The sequence below is a fragment of the Halobacillus dabanensis genome, from assembly GCF_900114165.1.
In the GTDB taxonomy this organism is placed as follows: domain Bacteria; phylum Bacillota; class Bacilli; order Bacillales; family Halobacillaceae; genus Halobacillus; species Halobacillus dabanensis.
The window spans coordinates 183,713-205,027 of the sequence record NZ_FOSB01000006.1 but is presented as its reverse complement, the minus strand read 5'-3'; the positions used below and the strand labels follow the sequence as shown (position 1 = coordinate 205,027).

The 21,315-nt window shown below is 41.8% G+C and carries 19 protein-coding genes, 1 pseudogene and 2 riboswitches; of the genes and pseudogenes, 10 read left to right on the top strand and 10 right to left on the bottom strand.

Annotation, left to right across the window (positions count from 1 at the left end; genetic code table 11):
* The first annotated feature begins 378 nt into the window (after positions 1 to 378).
* Positions 379 to 1,857: a UDP-N-acetylmuramoyl-L-alanyl-D-glutamate--2,6-diaminopimelate ligase gene (locus tag BMZ58_RS12140; RefSeq protein ID WP_075036822.1), complete on the top strand. Its 1,479-nt coding sequence runs from the start codon at positions 379 to 381 to the stop codon at positions 1,855 to 1,857.
* A gap of 335 nt (positions 1,858 to 2,192) precedes the next feature.
* Here BMZ58_RS12140 and BMZ58_RS12135 read toward each other — a convergent pair whose 3' ends face one another.
* The 8 genes from BMZ58_RS12135 to BMZ58_RS12095 form a co-directional block, all read right to left on the bottom strand.
* Complete coding sequence (locus BMZ58_RS12135) at positions 2,193 to 2,378, bottom strand: hypothetical protein (RefSeq protein WP_075036821.1); 186 nt, start codon at positions 2,376 to 2,378, stop codon at positions 2,193 to 2,195.
* 362 nt (positions 2,379 to 2,740) lie between these two features.
* Positions 2,741 to 3,661 carry an NAD-dependent epimerase/dehydratase family protein gene (locus BMZ58_RS12125; RefSeq protein ID WP_075036819.1) on the bottom strand — a complete coding sequence of 307 codons (921 nt, stop codon included), beginning with the start codon at positions 3,659 to 3,661 and terminating at the stop codon, positions 2,741 to 2,743.
* A gap of 49 nt (positions 3,662 to 3,710) precedes the next feature.
* Positions 3,711 to 4,988: a glycosyltransferase family 4 protein gene (locus tag BMZ58_RS12120; RefSeq protein WP_244151543.1), complete on the bottom strand. Its 1,278-nt coding sequence runs from the start codon at positions 4,986 to 4,988 to the stop codon at positions 3,711 to 3,713.
* Between the two features lie 20 nt (positions 4,989 to 5,008).
* The gene (locus BMZ58_RS12115) at positions 5,009 to 6,070 is read right to left on the bottom strand and encodes a protein kinase family protein (RefSeq protein ID WP_075036818.1); all 1,062 of its coding nucleotides are present in this window, start codon (positions 6,068 to 6,070) and stop codon (positions 5,009 to 5,011) included.
* Positions 6,071 to 6,072: 2 nt separating this feature from the next.
* A complete protein-coding gene (locus BMZ58_RS12110; RefSeq protein ID WP_075036817.1) occupies positions 6,073 to 7,251 on the bottom strand; it encodes a carboxylate--amine ligase in 1,179 nt (392 codons plus the stop codon).
* Positions 7,248 to 8,582, bottom strand: a complete 1,335-nt coding sequence (locus BMZ58_RS12105; protein ID WP_075036816.1) for a glycosyltransferase family 4 protein — start codon at positions 8,580 to 8,582, stop codon at positions 7,248 to 7,250. The genes BMZ58_RS12110 and BMZ58_RS12105 overlap by 4 nt, the downstream gene beginning before the upstream one ends.
* Positions 8,579 to 9,235: a PIG-L deacetylase family protein gene (locus BMZ58_RS12100; RefSeq protein ID WP_075036815.1), complete on the bottom strand. Its 657-nt coding sequence runs from the start codon at positions 9,233 to 9,235 to the stop codon at positions 8,579 to 8,581. The genes BMZ58_RS12105 and BMZ58_RS12100 overlap by 4 nt, the downstream gene beginning before the upstream one ends.
* Positions 9,236 to 9,327: 92 nt before the next feature.
* On the bottom strand, positions 9,328 to 9,801 hold the full coding sequence (locus BMZ58_RS12095) for a hypothetical protein (protein WP_075036814.1): 474 nt from the start codon (positions 9,799 to 9,801) through the stop codon (positions 9,328 to 9,330).
* A gap of 461 nt (positions 9,802 to 10,262) precedes the next feature.
* Between BMZ58_RS12095 and BMZ58_RS12090 the strand changes: the two genes are divergently transcribed.
* The 3 genes from BMZ58_RS12090 to BMZ58_RS12080 all read left to right on the top strand — a co-directional run bounded on the left by BMZ58_RS12090 (position 10,263) and on the right by BMZ58_RS12080 (position 11,917).
* Positions 10,263 to 11,243, top strand: a complete 981-nt coding sequence (locus tag BMZ58_RS12090; protein ID WP_075036813.1) for a hypothetical protein — start codon at positions 10,263 to 10,265, stop codon at positions 11,241 to 11,243.
* Between the two features lie 132 nt (positions 11,244 to 11,375).
* On the top strand, positions 11,376 to 11,582 hold the full coding sequence (locus BMZ58_RS12085) for a hypothetical protein (protein WP_075036812.1): 207 nt from the start codon (positions 11,376 to 11,378) through the stop codon (positions 11,580 to 11,582).
* Between the two features lie 146 nt (positions 11,583 to 11,728).
* Positions 11,729 to 11,917, top strand: a complete 189-nt coding sequence (locus BMZ58_RS12080; RefSeq protein ID WP_075036811.1) for a hypothetical protein — start codon at positions 11,729 to 11,731, stop codon at positions 11,915 to 11,917.
* A gap of 173 nt (positions 11,918 to 12,090) precedes the next feature.
* Here the strand turns inward: BMZ58_RS12080 and BMZ58_RS12075 are convergent, their stop codons facing one another.
* The gene (locus BMZ58_RS12075; RefSeq protein ID WP_075036810.1) at positions 12,091 to 12,639 is read right to left on the bottom strand and encodes a kinase; all 549 of its coding nucleotides are present in this window, start codon (positions 12,637 to 12,639) and stop codon (positions 12,091 to 12,093) included.
* A gap of 240 nt (positions 12,640 to 12,879) precedes the next feature.
* Here BMZ58_RS12075 and BMZ58_RS12070 point away from each other — a divergent pair, with 240 nt between their 5' ends.
* Entirely contained in the window at positions 12,880 to 13,992 is a 1,113-nt protein-coding gene (locus BMZ58_RS12070; protein ID WP_075036809.1) for an NAD(P)/FAD-dependent oxidoreductase, read from the top strand.
* A gap of 92 nt (positions 13,993 to 14,084) precedes the next feature.
* Here the strand turns inward: BMZ58_RS12070 and BMZ58_RS12065 are convergent, their stop codons facing one another.
* Positions 14,085 to 15,533, bottom strand: a complete 1,449-nt coding sequence (locus BMZ58_RS12065; protein ID WP_075036808.1) for a DHA2 family efflux MFS transporter permease subunit — start codon at positions 15,531 to 15,533, stop codon at positions 14,085 to 14,087.
* 305 nt (positions 15,534 to 15,838) lie between these two features.
* Positions 15,839 to 15,950: riboswitch (TPP riboswitch) on the top strand.
* A gap of 161 nt (positions 15,951 to 16,111) precedes the next feature.
* A riboswitch (TPP riboswitch) is annotated at positions 16,112 to 16,216 on the top strand.
* A gap of 88 nt (positions 16,217 to 16,304) precedes the next feature.
* Here BMZ58_RS12065 and BMZ58_RS12060 point away from each other — a divergent pair.
* The 5 genes and pseudogenes from BMZ58_RS12060 to BMZ58_RS12040 all read left to right on the top strand — a co-directional run bounded on the left by BMZ58_RS12060 (position 16,305) and on the right by BMZ58_RS12040 (position 21,212).
* Positions 16,305 to 17,573: an acetylornithine deacetylase gene (locus BMZ58_RS12060; protein WP_075036931.1), complete on the top strand. Its 1,269-nt coding sequence runs from the start codon at positions 16,305 to 16,307 to the stop codon at positions 17,571 to 17,573.
* Positions 17,574 to 17,577: 4 nt separating this feature from the next.
* Positions 17,578 to 18,274, top strand: a pseudogene (gene tenA / locus BMZ58_RS12055) (thiaminase II).
* A 58-nt stretch (positions 18,275 to 18,332) separates the two neighbouring features.
* Positions 18,333 to 18,911 (top strand): ECF transporter S component, encoded by a 579-nt coding sequence (locus BMZ58_RS12050; RefSeq protein WP_075036807.1) that lies wholly within the window; start codon positions 18,333 to 18,335, stop codon positions 18,909 to 18,911.
* A gap of 15 nt (positions 18,912 to 18,926) precedes the next feature.
* Positions 18,927 to 20,396, top strand: coding sequence for an ABC transporter ATP-binding protein (locus BMZ58_RS12045; RefSeq protein ID WP_075036806.1), 1,470 nt, complete (start codon positions 18,927 to 18,929; stop codon positions 20,394 to 20,396).
* 12 nt (positions 20,397 to 20,408) lie between these two features.
* A complete protein-coding gene (locus BMZ58_RS12040) occupies positions 20,409 to 21,212 on the top strand; it encodes an energy-coupling factor transporter transmembrane component T family protein (protein WP_075036805.1) in 804 nt (267 codons plus the stop codon).
* The last annotated feature ends 103 nt before the right edge of the window (positions 21,213 to 21,315 follow it).

The window sequence follows — 21,315 nt, the reverse complement described above, 5'->3', positions numbered from 1 at the left end:
AACAGGTTTCAATTTTTTCAGAAGAATTTTTTATCAGCGGTAAGGAGTGGAGGAGGTTATCAGAAATGTGTGGAAGCAAATGAAGCAGCGTAGAATATCCGAATGTTCCGTGATGTAAATAAAGTGAACGGATAATCAAAAAATCCGTTTTATCATCCATCGAACAAGGAATATTACTTAGGTGTAAAAATAGAAATTCAGTAAATGAGAAATCTAAGGAAAGGTCTACACTTTTTTGATGCTCCGTTACATATTTCCAACTACTTAAACTGTTTATTAAAATTCATTTACAACTCGAAGACAATCCCACTATTTACGTGTGATTTCCTTTAAAATGGGGCATGCGATAAGAAACAGACGTCAAAGGAGCCACCGACGATGAAAGTAAAACAGCTTATGTCGATACTGAACTTGAAACAGAAGGAAGAGAACTACGATCTAAATCAAAAAATCACCGGTGTCACGGATGATTCGCGCAAGGTAGAGGAAGGCTTTGTTTTTGTTGCGGTGCGTGGCTATCGTGTCGATGGTCACCAATATATAAAGGAAGCGATTGATCGAGGGGCGAAGGTTATTGTTTCCGAAGATTATATCCATTACCCTGATGTCGTTTGTTTACAGGCGGAAGATGGAAGGCGAGCCCTCGGTAAAATAGCAAGCGCCTTCTATGGACATCCTGCAGAGGATAAAATCATCATTGGTGTGACAGGGACAAACGGAAAAACAACGACCAGTCACATGATCAAACACCTTTGTGAAGAGAATGGCTATTCTTGCAGTATGTTCGGAACCATCGATTATGTGGTCAATGGAGAAGTGATTCCTGGCATTCAGACGACACCGAGTGCACCGATGTTACAGAAACTACTTCGGGAGAGCAGAGATGATGTCGTTGTGATGGAAGTATCTTCCCATGGACTGGAACAACACCGCCTCGAAGGAGTAACCTTTGACTATTGTGTATTTACGAACCTTTATAAAGACCATTTGGATTACCACGATACGATGGAAGATTATTTTGCGGCTAAATCCAAGTTGTTTTTCATGATGAAACCAGGAGGAAAGGCTGTCATCAATACGGATGACTCATGGGGACAGAAGCTTGCGGATCGCTTGTCGCACGAACAGATTCCACATTGGACAGTCGGCCATTCATTGGAGAGTGATGTGGAGATACGCGAAATTTTCACCGAGCCTTTTGCAGCATCCATCGATGACCATGGAGAGAAAGTGAATGTTGTGTCACCAATAGAAGGTGCGCATAATGTTTACAATACGCTCCAGGCTTACGCTGTTGGTCGTCTTCTTGGCTTTTCCTCTGGTTCCCTGGCAGAATCACTTGTATCCTGTCCAGGAATCCGTGGACGCTTTGAAACATATGAGCTCGAAAACGGAGCCAAAGTTGTCATCGATTATGCTCATACGGCGGATAGTGTGGAACACATCTTAGATACAGCCCGGCAGCAGGGAGCACGAAAAATCACGCATGTATTCGGTTTCCGTGGTAATCGGGATGAGACGAAAAGGGCGGATATGATCGGGGCTTCTTCTCTAAGGAGCAATTCCTACATTCTTACTCTTGACGATTTGAATACCTCCTCCTATGAACATATGATCGAAACGTTGGAAAACCTTCAAAGAGAATTCGGAAATTCGGATGGTCAGATTATCCCTGATCGGACGCTAGCTATTGAAAAAGCGATCATGGACAGTGATAAGGATGAATGGGTGATTGTGACAGGAAAGGGTCATGAATCATACCAGCAGTCGTTTTACTATCCGGTAGATTCTGATAAACATATGGTGGAGTATATGAAAGAGAAGTTCAAACAAGAAAAAACGGATCTTATGGCCTGAACCTGCTACCAAAGCAGGTTCTTTTTTTACCTTGCTTCCTCCATGCGGGGAATGGCTCGCTTTCCGCGGGAGCGCGTTCAGGGGAGAAGGAGGTAGGCGAGATCCCGCAGGGCGATAAGCCCGAGGAAGCTCGCCAGTTCCACCGCAGGAAAGTGGTCAAATGCGGAATCGTCCTGTTAGACACGACTGGTACAAGCAGAACATCAACGGAATGTGCTTTTTCATTCCTTTGGTGTTCTGCTTATGACGCGAGTGTCTGGAAGATAGAGCTAGACGAATCGCTTCCCCACCACCCTGCCTCTTTATACGGCAACGAATCCCAGTTATGTCGGATCCTAATCTTTCTGCTGCTTCCATTTCCATCCGTTCGTAATCATGCCGACTAGACCTGAAATGGTGAGTATGTAAGCGACAAATAGAGGAACATCTTCCAGTTCTCCAGTGAATATCCTGAATACACCAACCATTAATAGAAGGAAGCTGCCGATGAGGGCAATCCCTGTTTTCATTTGTTCGTTCACAATGAAGCCTCCTTTACTTACAAGAATAGATTAACATATTTCGAGATTTCAAATCATGGACTAGCTAAAGTAATGGCTGGCGGATATACGGAGGAAGTCGCGGATATACGGAGGAAGTCGCGGATATACGGAGGAAGTCGCGGATATACGGAAGGAAGTCACGGATATACGGGAGGAAGTCGCGGATATACGGGAGGAAGCCGCGGATATATGGATAAAAGTCGCGGATAACTTTCCAGAACTAGCGGATATCTCACCAAGCCTGGCAGAAAAGAGTGGTTCGTTCCTTCAATAGAAAACCGAAAAAGAGTTCGGGATTTCCCAAACTCTTTTCCTTTGGTCTCTGAGGGCTTTATAAAAAATCATTCTTCCTTTTTATTTTTGAAATATTCAATAGTAGTGCCTAAACCAGCGTCCAGATCAAAGTGCGGTTCCCATTTCAGGTGTTGTAGAGCTTTTACATTTGATAGTTGACTGTGTAAAATGTCTCCTTCCCGTTTCTCCTCGTATCTTGGCTGGTGCGAAGAGGGGAGATGATTGGAAAGCAGGGTGTAAAGTTGGTTGATGGATGTTTGGGTATTGCTGCCGATATTGATGGTTTGATTGTCTGCATTTGTGATGGCAAGAAAATTTGCCCGTGCTACATCTCCTGCGTAAACAAAGTCACGGGTTTGATTTCCATCTCCGAATATTACAGGTGTTTCATTGCTTAATAATTGTTCAATGAAAATACTTATCACTCCGCCTTCGCCATCCGATCGCTGCCTGGGTCCATAAACATTAGCGTAACGAAGGATGGTGTATGGAAGCTCATAGAGCCTATGGAACAGTTTGATATAGTTTTCTGATACTAATTTCGATGTGCCATAAAACGAGATCGGGTTCGTAGGAATCTCTTCATGGATAGCCTCGTTTGTATATCCATACACTGCGCTGGAAGAGGAGAAGATGAATTTTTTCACATCATATTTAATGCTGTATTCCAACAACTTTACGGTCCCTAACACATTGACCGCCGCATCTTCTGCTGGATTTTCAAGTGATTTAGCTACACTCACTTGGGCAGCAAGGTGGATAACGATCTCAGGTTTCTCTTTTTTGAAAATCTTTTCCACTTTCTTGGATAACAGGTTCTTTTTATATGTTTTAACTCCAGTTGGGACGTTTTCCTCCCTGCCGTTAGAGAAGTTGTCAAGAATAATGGGGGTGTGGCCTTCAGCGAGTAATAAATCCACGAGTTGTGAGCCGATGAATCCGGCTCCCCCTGTAACTAAAATTTTCATATTTGATCCTGAATCATTTCATTTTCCCTCATACATGAGTCTCCTTTCTTCATAAATATTTTTGATAAATCTGTTCTATTTTTCTCGTCATCACTTCACTTGTAAAGTGTTGGCGAGCGTAAGATTCAGCAGCCTTAGCAAATCTGACTCGTTCTTCCTTATTCGTTAAGAATCGCTTTATCGCATGTGCCAGTTGATCGACATTCCCAGGTTCACAAAGTATGCCTGTTTCTTCGTGACGGATCATTTCCGGGATCCCGCCACATGTAGTGGAGATGACCGCTTGCCCGGAGAACATTGCTTCCAGGACGGACAGGGGAAAGTTGTCGTTCACAGTTGCTAACACGTAGATGTCTGACATGGAAAGGATGTAGGGGATATCGTGTCTTTTCCCAAAAAAGGTTACGTTGTTCAGCTCAAGTTCTTTCGCCTGTTCCATCAGTTTTTCTTTCATGACACCATCTCCGACAATCCATACTTCTACATTAGTCAAATGTTCACGAAGCTTAGCCAATGCTTCTAAAAGAAATCTATGACCTTTGCGTGGGGACAGACGGGAGACACACGTCAGCACAATATTTCCATGATTTTCATGAGGAAGGGGAGTGAAATCGATGCCCGTATGAACGGTGGTCATTTTTTCATCTGCTGCACCGAAATCGATCAGGTCAGGTCGAAAGGAATCTGAAATGATCACGATTTCCGTACTTGCCTCCATTCCTACTTTCTCAAGTTCCGTAAAGTAGGCTTCTTCCATGGAACCTTTCTTCATTTTGTTGAATTTCAAGCGACTCTTCGTAAAGAACCCGTGTGGTGTAAACAGTAAAGGCTTTTGGTACGTTTGGTTTAAATGTCCAAGGATGAAGAGGGCAAATAGGTCTTGAGCGTGCAGGATGTCATATTGCTCGAGATTTTTATCTTTCAGAAACCATTCGAATACATGCAGATAACTAAGGTTTTTAACGATTTTTTCATTGACTGCACCGTAGCGTTCCTTCATGAACTTACGAGCTTCCGAGTCCGCTTCAGGAATCCATTCCTCCAGCTGTTCCGAAGGCATGTGATTGGGCGCTAGGACATCTACAATATGACCGGCCTTTTCAAATCCTTTTTTTATGGAATGGATGTAATGGGATAATCCACCTGTATTAGGGTATTGAAAAAATGTTACGTATAAGATTTTCATCGGCTTTGATTGTTCACCTTTGTTCTTCTGACCGAATGGTTGGAGGTGGAGAGGCTCCTTATCATCTCTTTCCACATCATAATACTGATCCATGATGGCAAGAAGAGAGGGATGAATGTTGAAAGGAGGCATTCGACTCATGTTTCCTCATCCTTTCGTATCTACTTATAGATTCCCAGTTCGCTTCCCCAGGTTGATATTTTTTCTAAATGGTAAGGAAGGAGCTCCCCTCCACGGTTGTCAAGGATACGCCTCAGCTGAGTGTGTAATCCCTTTTCAAGCGTTCGTTGAAGGTATGCCATTTTGTATAAATGAATGGGTTTGGTTTTAAACTCGATCCCATATTTCTTCATTTCATTCGTGTACACATCGACCGCATGGGTGCGAATTTCTTCTGCATTGCTTTGCCAATCTTTCCTGAAACCTAGTAGAATTTCGACAAGGACGATCATGTCAAACCATGTAGGAGCAAATTTGGCAGACTCCCAATCGATGAATTGAATCGCCCAGGGTTCATTTTTGCTGACATCTTTAGAACAGATATTCTGCATGTGCAGATCTCCGTGAGTAATAGAATTTCCGCTGGCTGATAGTTCCGGAAAGAAGTCAGGACCGTCACTGTATAATTTATTTAATGACTTGTAATGTGGCTTGATGATGTCCTTCCATTGTTTATCCTTCTTGACATCGTCCAGAAATGTCATTGTTTTAGAAATGAATTTTTCCCGATCTTTTTTCATTTTTACCGAGTTGTAAATGGGAACCCAATTTTTGAAATTGCTTATTTCTTTCTTGGATTTTTCTTCATAGGTGTGGGCGTGTAGTTTAGCAAGGGTTGGGATAATATAATCAAAATGCTTTGGAGTAAAAGTCAGCTGCCCACGAATTTGACGGACATACTCCATGAACACCCAAGTTTCACTTCCTTGTTTCTCCATCAGGTAGATTTCAGGAAGGAACTCCTTTAATAAAGGGTAGGCTTTACTGTAGATATTGATCTCGACTTCATTTTTGTATTTGGAGGAATGATAGATTTTAAAAATGATAGGGAAGCTGTTTGTTTGTGTTTTTAGCTGAAGCTGATAAATGCTGCTTCTCTTCGTTGACTTTAGGTTTTGGATGGAGGAAGCCTGAATGGTCACTTTATTCCCGAGGGATGTGGAGAGTTTTTCTTCGATTCCATGTTTATGGAACATAGCATTCAGTTCTTTAGGTGTATACATTCTCAATCACTCCTTCGTTTTCTTTTCCACGCATTCCACAGATGGGACGTGGTACTTCTGATAAATGGCATAGGGTCATCCAGGGCAAAAAGAGCGAATACTTTTTTTCCTCTTAAACCATGAAAGAAGTCTTTTAAAGTCATTTCTCCCTTTTTTCTTTTTTCAAGATAGGTGAGGAAGTAACGTACAAGGTAAATCCATTGAACCCCGTCTGTCTGGTTTATTTTTGGTGACGGGCGCTGCCCTGTAAGATACAGGTAATATTGATGGGCAAAATCAACGCCGGAATGGCCGGTCAAGCTGTGGGTCAGCCAAAATCTGGGATTGATTTCAATGAGTTTATACTGTCCGTCCCTTGGATCTTTTTTATATTCGATCATACTTACACCTTTTAGTGCCAGTTCTTTCAAGAGTGGAACCCCGGCATCGACCAGGTCAGGTATTCGTTTGCTTACGATATGGGCTCCCGTTCCGAATTGTGCTGGGAATTGATGATTTTTTTGAAGAGTGAAAAGAGCAAGTAATTCCAAATCCTCATCGAAGAATGTGGCCACTTTATAGAAACATTGGTTATCTCCGGGTATGATCTCCTGGATAATAAGCTCACCGAATTTACGATAAATCGGATAGATTTCCTTTAACTGAATCGGATTTTGAATATGAATGGCTTTCTTATTTACATGTTTTCTGAATTCATGGCCGTATACAGGCTTTAGAATACATGGAAATTCTAATTGAGTAATCGCCTCATCGAGCTGTTCTTCATTTTCAACAAAAAAGGTTTTTGCGGTAGGGATATTATATTTCAATGCTAATTCATAGGTTTTCTTTTTATCTAATAAATCCATGATTAAAGAATGATCAGGGTATAAAAACAGGTAATACTGGGATAATACGCTCCTGTATTTCGAGATGAAGACAACATAATCATCTGCGCCTGCGTAGAGGACAGGCTTTTGATCATGTTCCATTGCTATCTTTTTTAAAAAGGAAAGCAGCTCTTCTTCTTCGTTCAAGGGGCTTGGACATATCCCACATGTTGCAAGTCTTGATTTACCTTTTGAATAGGGACCTTCTGTATCAAAGGCATATACATCAATTCCTTTTCGGGAAAGGGCATGAATGATGCCAACTCCATTAGCGCTTAGATCAAGGACGACAGCTGGATGGGAAGACATCATTCCCAACCTGCAGCTATCAGATTTTTATAAATCCCTTCAATCTTACCGACCATGGCTTCCTGAGTGAGATGTGTTTTGGCATATTGGGACGCATTGGCCCCTAGTTTCTTTCGCAATGCTTCATTACCGATCAAGTGTTTGAGTTGGGTTGCTAATTGACTGACATTGCCTGGTTCAACGATGATACCGTTTTCATTATGGTGGATTATTTCCTTAATACCGCCACAATTGGTAGTCAGGACGGCTGTACCGCTATGCATGGCTTCAATAATGGAAATGGGCAGGTTGTCATTGAGGGTTGGTAGAACAAATATATCTGTTTTACTCAATATGGCAGGAACGTCATCGCGTTTCCCTAAGAACCGTACGTTTGATAGATTCAACGATTTGACTTGATTTTCAAGTGCTTCACGCATTTCCCCGTCTCCGACGATTTGCACCTCGACCTGATTACTTATTCCCTTCAATTTGGAAAGGGCATGAAATAAATCTGTATGTCCTTTTCTAGGTCCAAGTCTTGCTATGCATGAAATCACTATTTTTCCACTAGTGCTGCCTCGCTCATTTGTTTTAAAGTCAATCCCGGTATTAACCGTCGTCAAATTCGCAGATTTAGCTCCAAGGGAACTCAAAGGATCACGGAAAGAATCACTTAAAATCACCATATGAGTCGCATATTCAATCGCTTTTTTCTCAACTTCTTTGTAATACACTTCTTCTGCTGATCCTTTTTCAATTCGGTTGAATTTGACTCTGCTGAAGGTGAACATGCCGTGGGGGGTGAATAGAAGAGGTTTACCTAAATCTTCATTGAATCTCCCTAATATATTGGCAGTGAATAAATCCTGGGCATGAAGTATATCGTATTTTTCCAGTTTTACAGATTTCATCATCTGTTCATAGATGTATAGCAATCGACTGTTTTGTATGATTTTGCTTGTGTAGGAGCCGTATCGCTGCTCAAAAAAAGTCTTTAATTCCGGGACGATCATCTCCCGCAGCTCTTTTACTTTCGTTGCTGAAAACTGATTCGGAGATATGACATCCACTTTGTGACCTAAAGACTTCAATCCCTCTTTTAGAGTAGTAATGTAATTGGAAAGTCCTCCCGTATGGGGATAATCCCAAAAAGTCGCTATCAGAATGGATAATTTCTTACTCTCAGACTTACCTTTTTTCTTTTTAGTTTTTGATTTCTTTTTGCGGTCTTTTTTCCGCTTAGAATCTTTATCCTTATCTTTTATTTTTGCCCTCATAGGCTTTGACTTTACCCCATAATATTTATCGAGGGCAGTAACAAGGTATGGATAAGGGAAAAATAGTTCCTTCATTTCCAGACCCTCCTTATAACTTCAAATGCTTCTGCATACGGTACCCCGACCGTCATTCCTCGGACACTTGCCAAATGTTTGACTCCATCATAGGAACGCGGATGCGGAAAATCGCGCATTTCTACTTCATAATGCTTTAAGGATTCAATTTTTTGATCCATCACCGATGAAATGTCCACATAATAATTTGGTTTAAATTGCTTATCATTCGTCTCTGTATTCCATTCACTTGAGGAAACAGTTTCAAATGTGATCAATTCTATCGGTTGTTTATTCGGTAGAGGACGAACTGCTGTTAAGACTGCTTGGAACGTCACTTGGTGGTCTATATTCAAATCCCCGTAATGATGGGTGAAAATTTTGGTAGGTTGATAGATATCTATTAGTTTTTCGATTTCCTTCGTAAAGATATGGAGAGGTATCATTTCTAATTCCAGGTTAGGATGCTCTAGAAAAATTACTTCTTTTATCCCGATCTCTTTGTTTGCTTTTCGGGAAAGCTGTTGAATATGATGGGCCTCTTCTTTTCTTCCGTTTGCTGTAATGATCGATACGACTTTATTTCCTTGATCCACTAACCTTTTTAGCGTACCAGCTGACCCTAGTAGTTCATCGTCTGGATGTGCTGCTATGACCAATACAGTTTCTTTCATTCCCCTCACTCCATTTTTATTTTAATTACATTACTGTATGTAACCCTCTATATTTTCGAAACAGACACTAGCACAGGGCTAATGTCTGTTTCCTAGTTTTTCTTTCCTCTTTTGCCAATACTGATTCCACCACTGAGGACTTGTAACCGTACATATCCATCCCCATCCACCCATAGGAAATAATCAGGTCCGGCAGTTAAAAATGTTCCTTTCTGATCGAGTAGTCTGCTCCCCCCATATACGTGGATTTTGTCACCAAGTGTGAAATATTTATTCAAAATCGTGCGAGCGGAGCCGTCTTTTTCCTCGTTATGAGTAGAAGTGGGAACTGTACAAATCTGTTTATTCGTTATCTGGTGATATGGTTGTACGTTCGATTCTTTAGTTGGGGAGTTTTTTGGTAAGATATCGAAATCATGACCTTTTGTCGTTTTAACTTCGTCTTTTATGATGTGTTTGTTTTTATTCGATTTGCAATCCGTTTTTGCTGTATTTGCCCCGGTTTCATCGTATGAATGCTTAGGGTTATGTGCATAACCATTTCCATGTCTCGTGTTTTTCTTCATCCATATACACTCCTTCTAATATTCTAGGCAAATATCCACTAGCTTCTTTTCAGAGAAGTCCCTTATGAAAATTAAATCGATTGGCCTCTCAGGCTGTACGGATATTTCCTGCTTCTTTTATGATCCCCTGGCTAAGAAAGCGGGGGAAGTACTATGCTGTGTTTCTCTTCGGTTGTCAAAATGTTTTTGAAATATGCCCGATCAGCGGATGGCTTATGGCAAGGGACCATAAAGGCAACCAAATAAAAGAAAAAAGACCCTTGCCCATATGTGTTAACGAGAAAAATAATACATTGGCATGTGCTTCATCCCAGTCTCTGTATCTATTCTTAACCTATTCAAAAGCCCGGTTAGAGTGAGCGGAAATTGGGATGATGCCATAAAAATAGGCTATACAATCTTTTTTTACATACATATATTGATTATGAATTGTAGACAAAATGTAAAGGAGTGGAATATCTATGGAAGAAGGGTTTGATGATTTCATCAGGAGATATTTTGGAAAAACTGGTGAGCAGGGAAATAAAGAAAAACCAGATTTTTTTAATGCCGTTGAGAGCTGCAAGTCCAATCGTGAAGAGCGTTGTTGTAATCAGGATTGTGACAGTCTTCCGTGTAAATCCGTTGAAGGGGTGTTGAAGACAATGTTCCAGATCGGAGATCATCTTGAAGTGTTTTTCGAGGATGAAAGGATCGGCAGCGGGGGAACATTTGTGGCAGTTTTCAACAGTATTCTCATTTGGGCGGATTATGATGGGAACACCAATATCACAGATCTATGCGGTCCGATCAGTGTAAGGAAAATGGGCACCAGGAAAAAGAAAAAACAGAAACACAATAATAAAAGCAGAAATTTTAACCATAAAAGTGATGATCATAACGATAAAAAGAAAAAAAACAAAGCGGAAAAGCGTGAAAAAGGTTCACGAAAAAAGGATGGGAAGTCCGGCGTTAATGGAGAACTGCTGAACTTCGTAAAGCTTGAGGAAGGTTCCCAGGATCCTCTGATACTTGAACAATTAGACCAGGATAATGAAACAAATGAAAAAGAGAATCTGACAACAGAAATTCTGGATTCCCCTGAAATTGATGGAGGTGACTCCGTCCAAGGTCCACTTGATGAAAAAGAAGGAAATAATCATTTATATATGGAAGATTCCTCTTCCGATTCAGAGGCGGAGCTCACAGTGCTATCAGAACCGGATGAAGTCCAAACGGTAGAGGAAGAACCAGACCAAGATATTGAGGAGAAAGTGATTGAATACGATAGTGACTTCCAAGATTTGCTGAAGGATGAACGGAACATCCAAACAACTGAGAATCACTTTGATTCTACTTTAATAGGTGATGACACTGTAGCAGGGCAAGAGTCTGACGAAACTCTATCCATTATGGAGGAAACATCATCAGAAGAAGACTTGGGTCATTCATCGATCAACTGACTTTCAAAATGGTAAGAAATAATCAATCTGTAAAATCAACGCTTGAAAATTAAATATAGTTTTTAGTTATCTGCCTTTACGCATTTAACGGTTAAGCATAAAAATAAAGTATACACGAAAGGGGGAAACATAATGTCTAATTTGTTCAATGATGGTAATATGGCAGATTTTCTTAACAGAATTTTGTCTCTAGGAGATAAAATAGAGGTCCTATCTGGTGACGAAGAAATCGAAGAGGGTTCCTATGTTTATGCGAGCGATAATTTCATTGTATGGACCGATGACGATGGCCATATGAACACGTCTAACTTAAATAATGTAACTGTTCGTAAAGTTTAGTTGCTATTATTTTCAACCGAAAAAATGACTGGAAACTATCCAGTCATTTTTTTGGAAGAATACTAGGTAATAGCCCTATCGATTTTCGTAATCTTTTAATATGAATATAGGACTGCAGTATGAAAACAAGGAGAGGAGGAGGCATTATGGGATTTTCCAATCAACTCAATTCAGTTCTTAAACTTGGTGATAAAATAGAGGTTCTTTCTGGAGCTGAAAAAATAGACTGTGACGGAACATTTATAAAAACGGAAGATCATTATTTAATATGGTCGAATGATAATGGCGATGTTTTATTCACTCACTTGGATAGGATCACGGTGAAAAAAGTCTAATCAGCTTTTTTTATACGAATGCTTTCAGGGATAGTGCTTGTTCGGAGTACTATCTTTTTTTGATTCCATATGCATGTCCAAAAGTATTTAAATAAACATTCTTTCCTTGATTCGGAGGAAAGAATGTTTTCGTTTCTATGATATATTAGAGGAGAACTTCATTCGGTATGGAACTACTTGTGTTTCTTCCAGGCATCATAGAGCTCAGGATTCAAGTTCTTTACATTTTCCAAAAACTCGCCTGTTAATCCGAATTTTTTCATTCCTTTTAACAGCTTCGTTGGAACAGGGGATTTGGATGTGAACGCTCGTTTGTGATCAATCACTTTGAATTCGCCATTTTCATCCATTAACATGTGTCGAATTTCCGTGTCCCATCGCGTAAAGCCTAAACGCTTAAATTCTTCTAAAACGAATAAGATTTTTTCCGTCATTTCTTCATCAATATAGCCGTGCCGTTTCATATGGCGGGCGAGGGATATTCCTTGAACAAACTCCATGACAATGTAATTGTCCCCGAATTCATAAAGACGAGGCATTATGTCAGAAGTTTGCCCTATCTTCATCGCTTCTAATTCCCGTTGATGCGTTTCTTCCTTGAAGAAGTACTTCAACACTTTATCATCTGCTACCTTGTAGATTTCTCCGTCTTTTCCGTCACCGATCATTTCAAAGTCTTCCAGGTCTTTTTTTGAGATTTTCCTGTTAAAAAGGTTATCCATTGATCATCACTCCTTTAGATGGTGGACACTCTCTTTTTCTTTATTGTATGGATTAAGATTCATTTTCGTAACCGAGCCAAATGCTGAAATTTTGGAGTCATGGTTTATTTAAATAAGTCAATAGTATCCAGTTGTGTACCGACATTAAGGAGGGGGTTATGTTAGTTTTTCTTGTACCTGGTCTTATAAATCTTGTAAAATAGCTACTGTTTAAAGTCTCATCAATGAAGGTGTATACAAATGAAGCATATTATTATCGGAGCAGGGATTTTAGGGGCTTCCACGGCTTACCATCTTGCCAAAAAAGGAGAAGACGTTACGGTTATTGACAGGGGAGAACGAGGTCAAGCGACAAGAAATGCTGCAGGAATTGTTTGTCCATGGCTGACGAACCGTAGTAACCAATCATGGTACGAACTTGTGATTGCAGGAGCTCGCTTTTATCCTGAACTAGTAAGCGAACTTGAACAGGAAGGGGAAACGAAGACAGGATATAGTCAAGTCGGTGCGATCAATATATTCGATACAGAAGAAAAATTGGATCGCAAAATGGAAGTCGCTCATAAACGAAAAATGGAAGCGCCGGAGATGGGCGAAATCACAAAGCTGTCTGCAGAAGAAACGAAAAAACTATTCCCTCCAGTCGCAGACCATTACGGCGCTGTCCACATCAGAGGGGCAGCCAGAGTGAACGGGGGAGCTGTCACTGAGTCTTTGTTGCGAGCAGCGCAAAAACAAGGGGCGCAATATATCAAGGGGGATGCTTCTTTTCTTTTCCATCATGGGGAAGTAGAAGGGGTGCGAGTGAACGGGGAGACCATCTACGGAGAGCAACTGATTGTTACGAACGGCGCCTGGACGAATGAATTGTTCCAGTCTCTTGGAATCGGTTCTAATGTAACGTTTGAAAAAGCGCAGATCATACATTTGCAAATGCCGGAGTATGATACCGGCAAGTGGCCTGTTATGCTGCCCCCTTTTAATCATTACATGCTCGGTTTTGAAGGTGGGAGGATTGTTGTCGGTGCAACAAAGGAAAAACCAGACAACTTTGACTCGCGGGTCACCATCGGATCTGTGCATACTCTGATGGATAAAGCACTCCGAGTCGCACCTGGGCTTGCGGAAGCGATGTATGTCGGGACGAACGTTGGTTTCCGTCCTTTCACACCTGGTTCTTTACCTGTCATCGGGAGGGTCCCGGGTTTTGATCATATACTGATCGCTAATGGTCTTGGTGCTTCTGGTCTAACAAGTGGCCCTTATTTGGGTTCACAGCTTGCTAAGTTCGCTGCTGGAGAACAACTTCAAGTTTCCTTAGATGCTTATAAACCTGATCATTTATTCCTATAAAAAAAGCTTCCCGCGGGAAGCTTTTTTTCATCAACCGATTCTTGATTTGGATGTATAGATGGTGAACAAGCAGACTTTACCATTTTAAAATGTTAATATTGTTCTGCTTCCTGGACGTTTTCACTAGTCTGGGCATTTACTTCCGGTTCTTCATCAGGTGGATATGTCCTCTTGACGAATAAAGCGAGTACAACGCCCACAAGAGAAAGAGCTGTAACAACGAAGAAGGCGATATTTGTTCCATGAATCGCAGGATGATCGACGGCCGGGTTGTTCTGTGCAGATTGGGCTGTCGTTGTCATGATCGTGACAAGTATCGCCGTACCGACGGAAGCTGCTACCATCCGCATCGTGTTACTCATCGCTGCACCGTGCGGAATCAACTTTTTAGGAAGCTGATTTAAACCTGCAGTCGTAACAGGCATCATCACCATCGATAATCCGAACATCCGAATCGAGTAAAGGACGGTGATCGTCGTGAACGTCGTCTCGATATTCAAAAAGGAAAACGCGAGAGATGCTCCTGTGATGATGGTAAGTCCGACTATGGCAAGCAGTTTGGCGCCGATTTTATCAAAAATACGGCCGGTAATGGGCGACATGAATGCGGTAATGACAGCTCCTGGTAAAAGGGCGAGTCCTGATTCGAATGCCGAGAAGTCCCGCATGTCCTGCATATAAAGCGGAATAAGAGTCTCAGCGCCGATCAGACCTAAAAAGGTGATCATCGCGATGACGGTCGTAATAGCAAACACAGGATACTTGAAAACACGGAACTCGAGCATCGGATGGTGCATGCGTAATTGGCGTAAAATGAATAGCGTCAATGTAATAGCACCGATGATAAGGACGGTTACCGTATCAATGCTTGTCCATCCCTGGTTTCCGGCAAGGGTGAATCCATATAAAAGCCCACCAAAACCGATGGAGGAAAGTATGATGGATATCGGATCTACCTTCGGATAAGAAAGCTCGGTCACATTTCTTAAGATAAAGGAAGCAAGGACTATGATCAGTAAAGCTAGAGGAAGAATCATCCAAAACAAGTATCTCCAGGTGAATGCTGAAGTGATATAACCGGAAAGTGCTGGCCCGATGGCAGGGGCGAATGAGATGACAAGACCGATGTATCCCATCGCTGTCCCTCGTTTATGGACAGGGAAAATCATCAGAAAAACCGTCTGCATTAATGGAAGCATCACACCTGCACCGGCTGATTGGACGACTCGTCCTAAAAGAAGGAGCGGGAAGTTTACCGCTAAACCTCCAAGGACTGTTCCGACCGAAAAAATGCTCATAGCGGCGATGAAAAGTTGTCTTGTTGTAAAACGTTCAATTAAAAAAGCACTTACAGGGATCATCACCCCGTTCACTAGCATGAAAACCGTCGTCAACCATTGAGCAGAGTTAGCGGTCACATTCATTTCATCCATGATTGGAGGAATCGCTGTGATCATAAGTGTTTGGTTCAATATGGTGATAAATGACCCGGCAAGTAATAGGGCAGCCATTAAAACTTTATTGGGGCTTGTGGAAGTCATGCAGTCGTCCTCCTTTGAATCAACTAATTCAACATTATACTTGTATTGTTTTAAGAGGTACAACTACTTTGCTCATGTACACGATGTCGGAAATAACCATGCCCAAGACAACATCCCCCTCTGTAAGAGAGTTCCATTCTCTGATTCTATTTGACAGGGGAGTTGTTTTAAAGGAGAGATTTGTCCTCTAACTAAAATGGTTTTGTATCATTTCTATATAGAAACATGGGAAAAAGTCGGACAAGTATAGACGAATAAATGAATATAATGTATGGTATAAATTAAATCATCACAAAAATTAATAGTGAATTCACTAGGGGAGCCTTTCTTTTAAGGCTGAGATCAAAGTATAACTTTGGAACTCTTTGAACCTGTCCTGGCTGAACAACCAGCAGAGGAAAGTGAAAGTGCGCAGATGAAATATAACCATCTATTTCATCTTGCTAGTATGTATAATGGGACATGCCACTTTTCTTTTCTGGGAAGTGGCATTTTTTATGCCTGGAAAATGCTGCTGGGAGACTGCAGTATTTATTGCCGTTCACTAAGGTCCATACCCATATTACAAATTAATAAGAATACTTCACTGGGGGAGCCATGAATTGGCTGAGAGAAGCTGGAAGCTTTGACCCTTATAACCTGATCTAGATCATACTAGCGGAGGGAAGTGAAGCGGGTGGAATCTTTCTTTCTATATCTATATTCAAAAGTGATAGCTCGCTCCTTCTCTTGAAGGGGCGGGCTATTTTATTTGGGAAAGGAGCAAGTATTATGGATGACAAGTTAGTTCGGTTATGGAATGAAGTGGAAGAGAGAGAAGAAGAAATTTTGGCCCTATTGTCCGATTTGGTATCCTATCCAACTTTGAGTCCGCCTGCCAGAAATGCGGAGAAAGCTCAAGAGTACATGGCTGATAAACTGAAAGGTCTGGGCTTTTCCACCGAGTCCTGGGATCTGTATCCAGGGGATCCTGTGGTAGTAGGCACTAAACGGGGGCAAGAGCAGGCGAAGAGTCTGATCATAAACGGTCATCTGGATGTAGCAGCAATCGAGGAAAATGAGCGATGGGATTATGATCCATTCGTATGTACGGTAACGAAGGACAAAGTATTCGGGCGCGGGGTAGCAGATATGAAAGGAGGCATGGCTGGGGTTCTTTTTGCCTTGCAGGTATTGCAGGAAGCTGGTGTAGAACCTAAAGGAAACTTCTATGTCCAATCCGTTGTTGGGGAGGAGGTTGGAGAAGCAGGGACTAAGTCTTGCTGTGAAAGAGGCTATCATGCTGATTTAGCGTTAGTAGTAGATACAAGTGACTGTCATATCCAGGGGCAGGGTGGTGTGATCACTGGCTGGGTAACAATCGAAAGCAGAGAAACACTTCATGATGCCCAAAGGCGGTCGATGATCCATGCTGGGGGTGGTGTCCATGGGGCCAGTGCGATAGAGAAAATGACAAAAATAATTACTGCGTTGCAAGAGTTGGAGCGGCATTGGGCAGTCACGAAATCGAGCCCTGGTTTTCCTTCGGGTTCCAATACAATCAATCCTGCTGTAATTGAGGGAGGCCGTCATGCGGCTTTCATTGCCGATCGCTGCTCGTTATGGATCACCGTCCATTACTATCCGGAAGAACACTATGAAGAAGTGATCAAAGAGATAGAAGCGCACATCAATTATGCAGCAAAGGCAGATCCCTGGTTAAGAGATCATCCACCTCAATTTTCATGGGGTGGTACGTCCATGATAGAACAACAAGGTGAAATATTCCCGGCATTTTCCGTGGACACCAGGCATGCCGGGGTTGAGATGTTGGCCAACGCACATCAACGTATTCACAGAACTCCAGTGGATTATTCTATGTCTCCTACTGTTACAGATGGGGGATGGTTAGCGGAGGCCGGCATCCCTACTGTCCTGTATGGCCCGGGCACACTAGATCAGGCACATGCTGTTAATGAGTCGCTGGACCGGGATCAGCTTCTACGGTTCACCAAAACAATGGTTACTTTTTTATATGACTGGTTTCAATATTCGGAGTGAAAGGATGAGATTGATGTTTACCGATCGTCTTTATAACCATGTTAAACCGATATGGGATGCCTATCTCGAACACCCCTTCGTAAAGGGCATTGGGGATGGAAGTTTAGAGCTTGAAAAATTCAAGTTCTTCATGGAGCAGGATTACTTATATTTAATCGATTATTGCCGGGTGTTTGCGTTAGGAAGCGTGAAAGCGACACGTTTAGATACCATGACCATGTTTGCTGATTTACTGCATTCTACTCTGAACGAAGAGATGGACCTGCATCGAAACTATGCTGGGAAACTTGGAATCAGCAAGCAAGAATTAGAAAACACCACACCTTCCTCTACACTTTTAGCTTATACGAGCTATATGCTGAACAAGGCCCATCAGGGGTCAGAGGCTGAGGTGGCGGTATGCGTGCTTGCATGTACGTGGAGCTACAATGTTATCGGAAAGACGCTTAACGAAAATGAGGGGGCAAGTGACCATGAATTTTATGGTGATTGGATAAAGATGTACGCTTCGGACGAATTTACGGAGCTTGCGGAATCTATGAAAAAAATTGATGAACGAACTTGCGGATGATAAACCAGAACGAGAAAAAGCCCATTTAGAAGAAATCTTCCTTCATACGAGTAAACTAGAATATTTATTCTGGGACATGGCTTACCACAAGAAAATGTGGCTGGAGGATTCGGGTCTACTGAACAGTTGAAACAATTGGTAAAAATGAACCTAATTTACTTACATTCACTAACAAGGGAGATGGAAACATGGAAAAAGGGTTGAAATTGACAGATATTTTAGTAACGATCATCATCGCTCTGATATTTGGGGTTATTTATAAATTGTGGGGACCGCTATATGGAGTAGTTGCTACATTGGGGCTTCATCTGGAGCAGCTGATTTATGGCATGTGGTTCATAGCGGCGGTAGTTGCCTATTTGGTCATACGAAAACCTGGAGTAGCTCTGTTGGCAGAGGTTGCTGCTGCCCAGGGGGAATTTATTTTTGGAGGAGAATGGGGAGTGGCTACTCTTATCTTCGGTCTTGGGCAGGGACTTGCCGCTGAATTAATTTTCGCTGCGTTCCGGTATAAGCGCTATGATATGTTGATTGCATCTTTAGCAGGCGTTGCAGCTGCGTTCGCTTCTATCGGCATTGATTATTATTACGGTTACATCGGGGACTTGGCCCTTTGGAATTTGCTGATTTTATTTGGAACAAGAATAGCGGGAGCGGTTCTGATTTCTGGTATTTTCGCTCATCTCCTTGTTCAATCATTAGAAAAGACAGGGGTAACCAGCCTTGTACGGCCAGCTACTAAAGAAGATTACCAGGCTTTAGGCTAGCAGAGGGGGCTCAGTATGACAACAATCGCTAGTTTGACAAACATGCGTTTAAAGTTTTCCGGAATGGATTCTTTGTTGTTCGAGGATTTCTCCCTTTCTATTGATAAGGGAGAGAAGGTTTTGATACTTGGACCATCCGGGTCTGGTAAATCGACACTTTTACAAGTATTGACTGGACTGATTCCCAATGCGGTGGAAGTCCCAATGAAAGCAGACGCACTAATCATTCCAGAATCGTGGGGATTTTTATTTCAAGATCCCGATTCCCAGTTTTGTATGCCCTATGTAGATGAGGAGATCGCATTTGTATTAGAGAACCTTCAAATTCCCCGGGAAAAAATGGATCATTTTATTGACTATTATCTCCAGCAAGTTGGATTGGATTTTGCTGATAACCATACGAAAATCCAGAGGTTATCCGGTGGGATGAAGCAGCGGCTGGCTATTGCCTCTGTGCTTGCTCTGGAACCCGAGATGCTGTGTTTAGATGAGCCGACAGCCATGCTGGATCCGGAAGGTACTAAGCTTGTTTGGGAGACGATCAAGAACGTAGGAGAAGAGAAGACTGTAATAATCGTCGAACATAAAATTGAGCAGGTGGTCGATTTTGTCGATCGTGTCATCCTTCTCGATGAAAATGGGAGGATCATTGCAGACGGGCCAAAACAGAAGGTGTTCGATCAACATTACCACATGCTTATCGAACAGGGGATTTGGTATCCCCGCGTTTGGGAGGACTACGTGCAGGAGAAGGACTGGCATATTCCAACACCAATAAATACAGCTAATGAAAAAACGGCTGTTCATTTATCCGATTTTTCAGCTTTCAGAGGAAAAATCCCAGCCCTCCATGTGGAGGAGGCTTGTGCTCATCCTGGGGAATGGATCACGGTGGTCGGCAAAAACGGGGCAGGGAAAAGTACTCTGCTGCTCGCCATGATGAATTTGATAAAAACCAGCGGCACTTATTACATTCTTGAACAAAATCATAAACGGATCAAACATTTGGCTGAATATGTGAGTTTTGTCTTTCAAAACCCTGAGTTTCAATTTGTTACGAATTCTGTCTATGAGGAAATTGCCTTCAGCCTTCATTTAACAAAATGGGAGCAGGAGACTATTTCACAACGCGTCAATCAGATGCTGAAGATTTATCATTTGGAGGAGCATAAACAAACACACCCTTATCAGTTATCCATGGGGCAAAAGCGAAGGTTGAGTGTCGCTGCTTCGATAGTGAAAGAACAGCCAATTATCTTTTTGGATGAACCTACCTTCGGCCAAGATGCAAAAAACACATTTGCAATTTTAGAACAGTTAGAACAGTTGAGGGCTCAAGGGACCACTATTATCATGGTGACCCATGACTTGAATATAGTGAAATACTTTGCAACGAAAGTCTGGGAGATGGACAACGGGAAACTCGTCAAAGAATCTTCTGCTTCAAACTATATAGAAACATTACAACGAGCAGTTATCTCATAGGGGAGAGAAGTGATGCCAATGGACTTTTCTTATAAGGAAACATGGCTCCATAAAATTAATCCGAGCTTGAAATTACTCCTTATGGTTCTCTTATTCATTCATCTATTGATCATTCATAATACTAATATTCTTATCAATTATATGATAGGAATGCTTATACTCTACTTGTTCTTTACCGGTCACCCATGGAAGCGTCTATTGGTGATTTCTATTCCGTTTCTCTTAATTTTCCTTACCTCGTCCACATCGATGATATTCTTTGGAAAAGGGGAGATCACATGGGCCGAGTGGGGACTGGTCCATATTACCGAAGAGAGTTTCTTCCGGGGATTACATTTAGGCTTTCGCGGAATTATCTTTGCCGTATTAGGAATTGTTTTCGCCCTGACTACCAGGCCTGTGTTCCTCTTTTATTCCTTAATGCAACAATTGAAACTGAAACCGAAATATGCCTATAGCTTTATGGCTGCCATTCGGTTGATTCCATTGATGATTGAAGAGATGCAAACATTGCACTATGCCCTGAAAGTACGCGGTGTTCACGAAGAAAAAGGAGTGAAAGGATTTTATAACAAACTAAAATCTTATTCCATTCCCCTTCTTTCCCAAAGTATCAGAAGAGCCTACCGGATTGCAGTGGCCATGGAAGCCAAGCGTTTTTCTCACCCTGTAAACCGGACGTATTTTTATCGGTTAGGTTTTTCTGGATTTGATGTAATCTTTCTGTGCTATCTTCTAGTAATGATACCCTTATCCTATATTATAGCTAACCACTTTCCTTACTTTTCCATCACGGATGTTCGTTATAATAAATAGAAGGGTTTGAATATGAACATTTCGATTTAAATGGATGTTAATGTTCGCTTATAATGCTAAAAATGTTTGATTTATCCCTGGAGGAAACGATAGAATAGCTTTA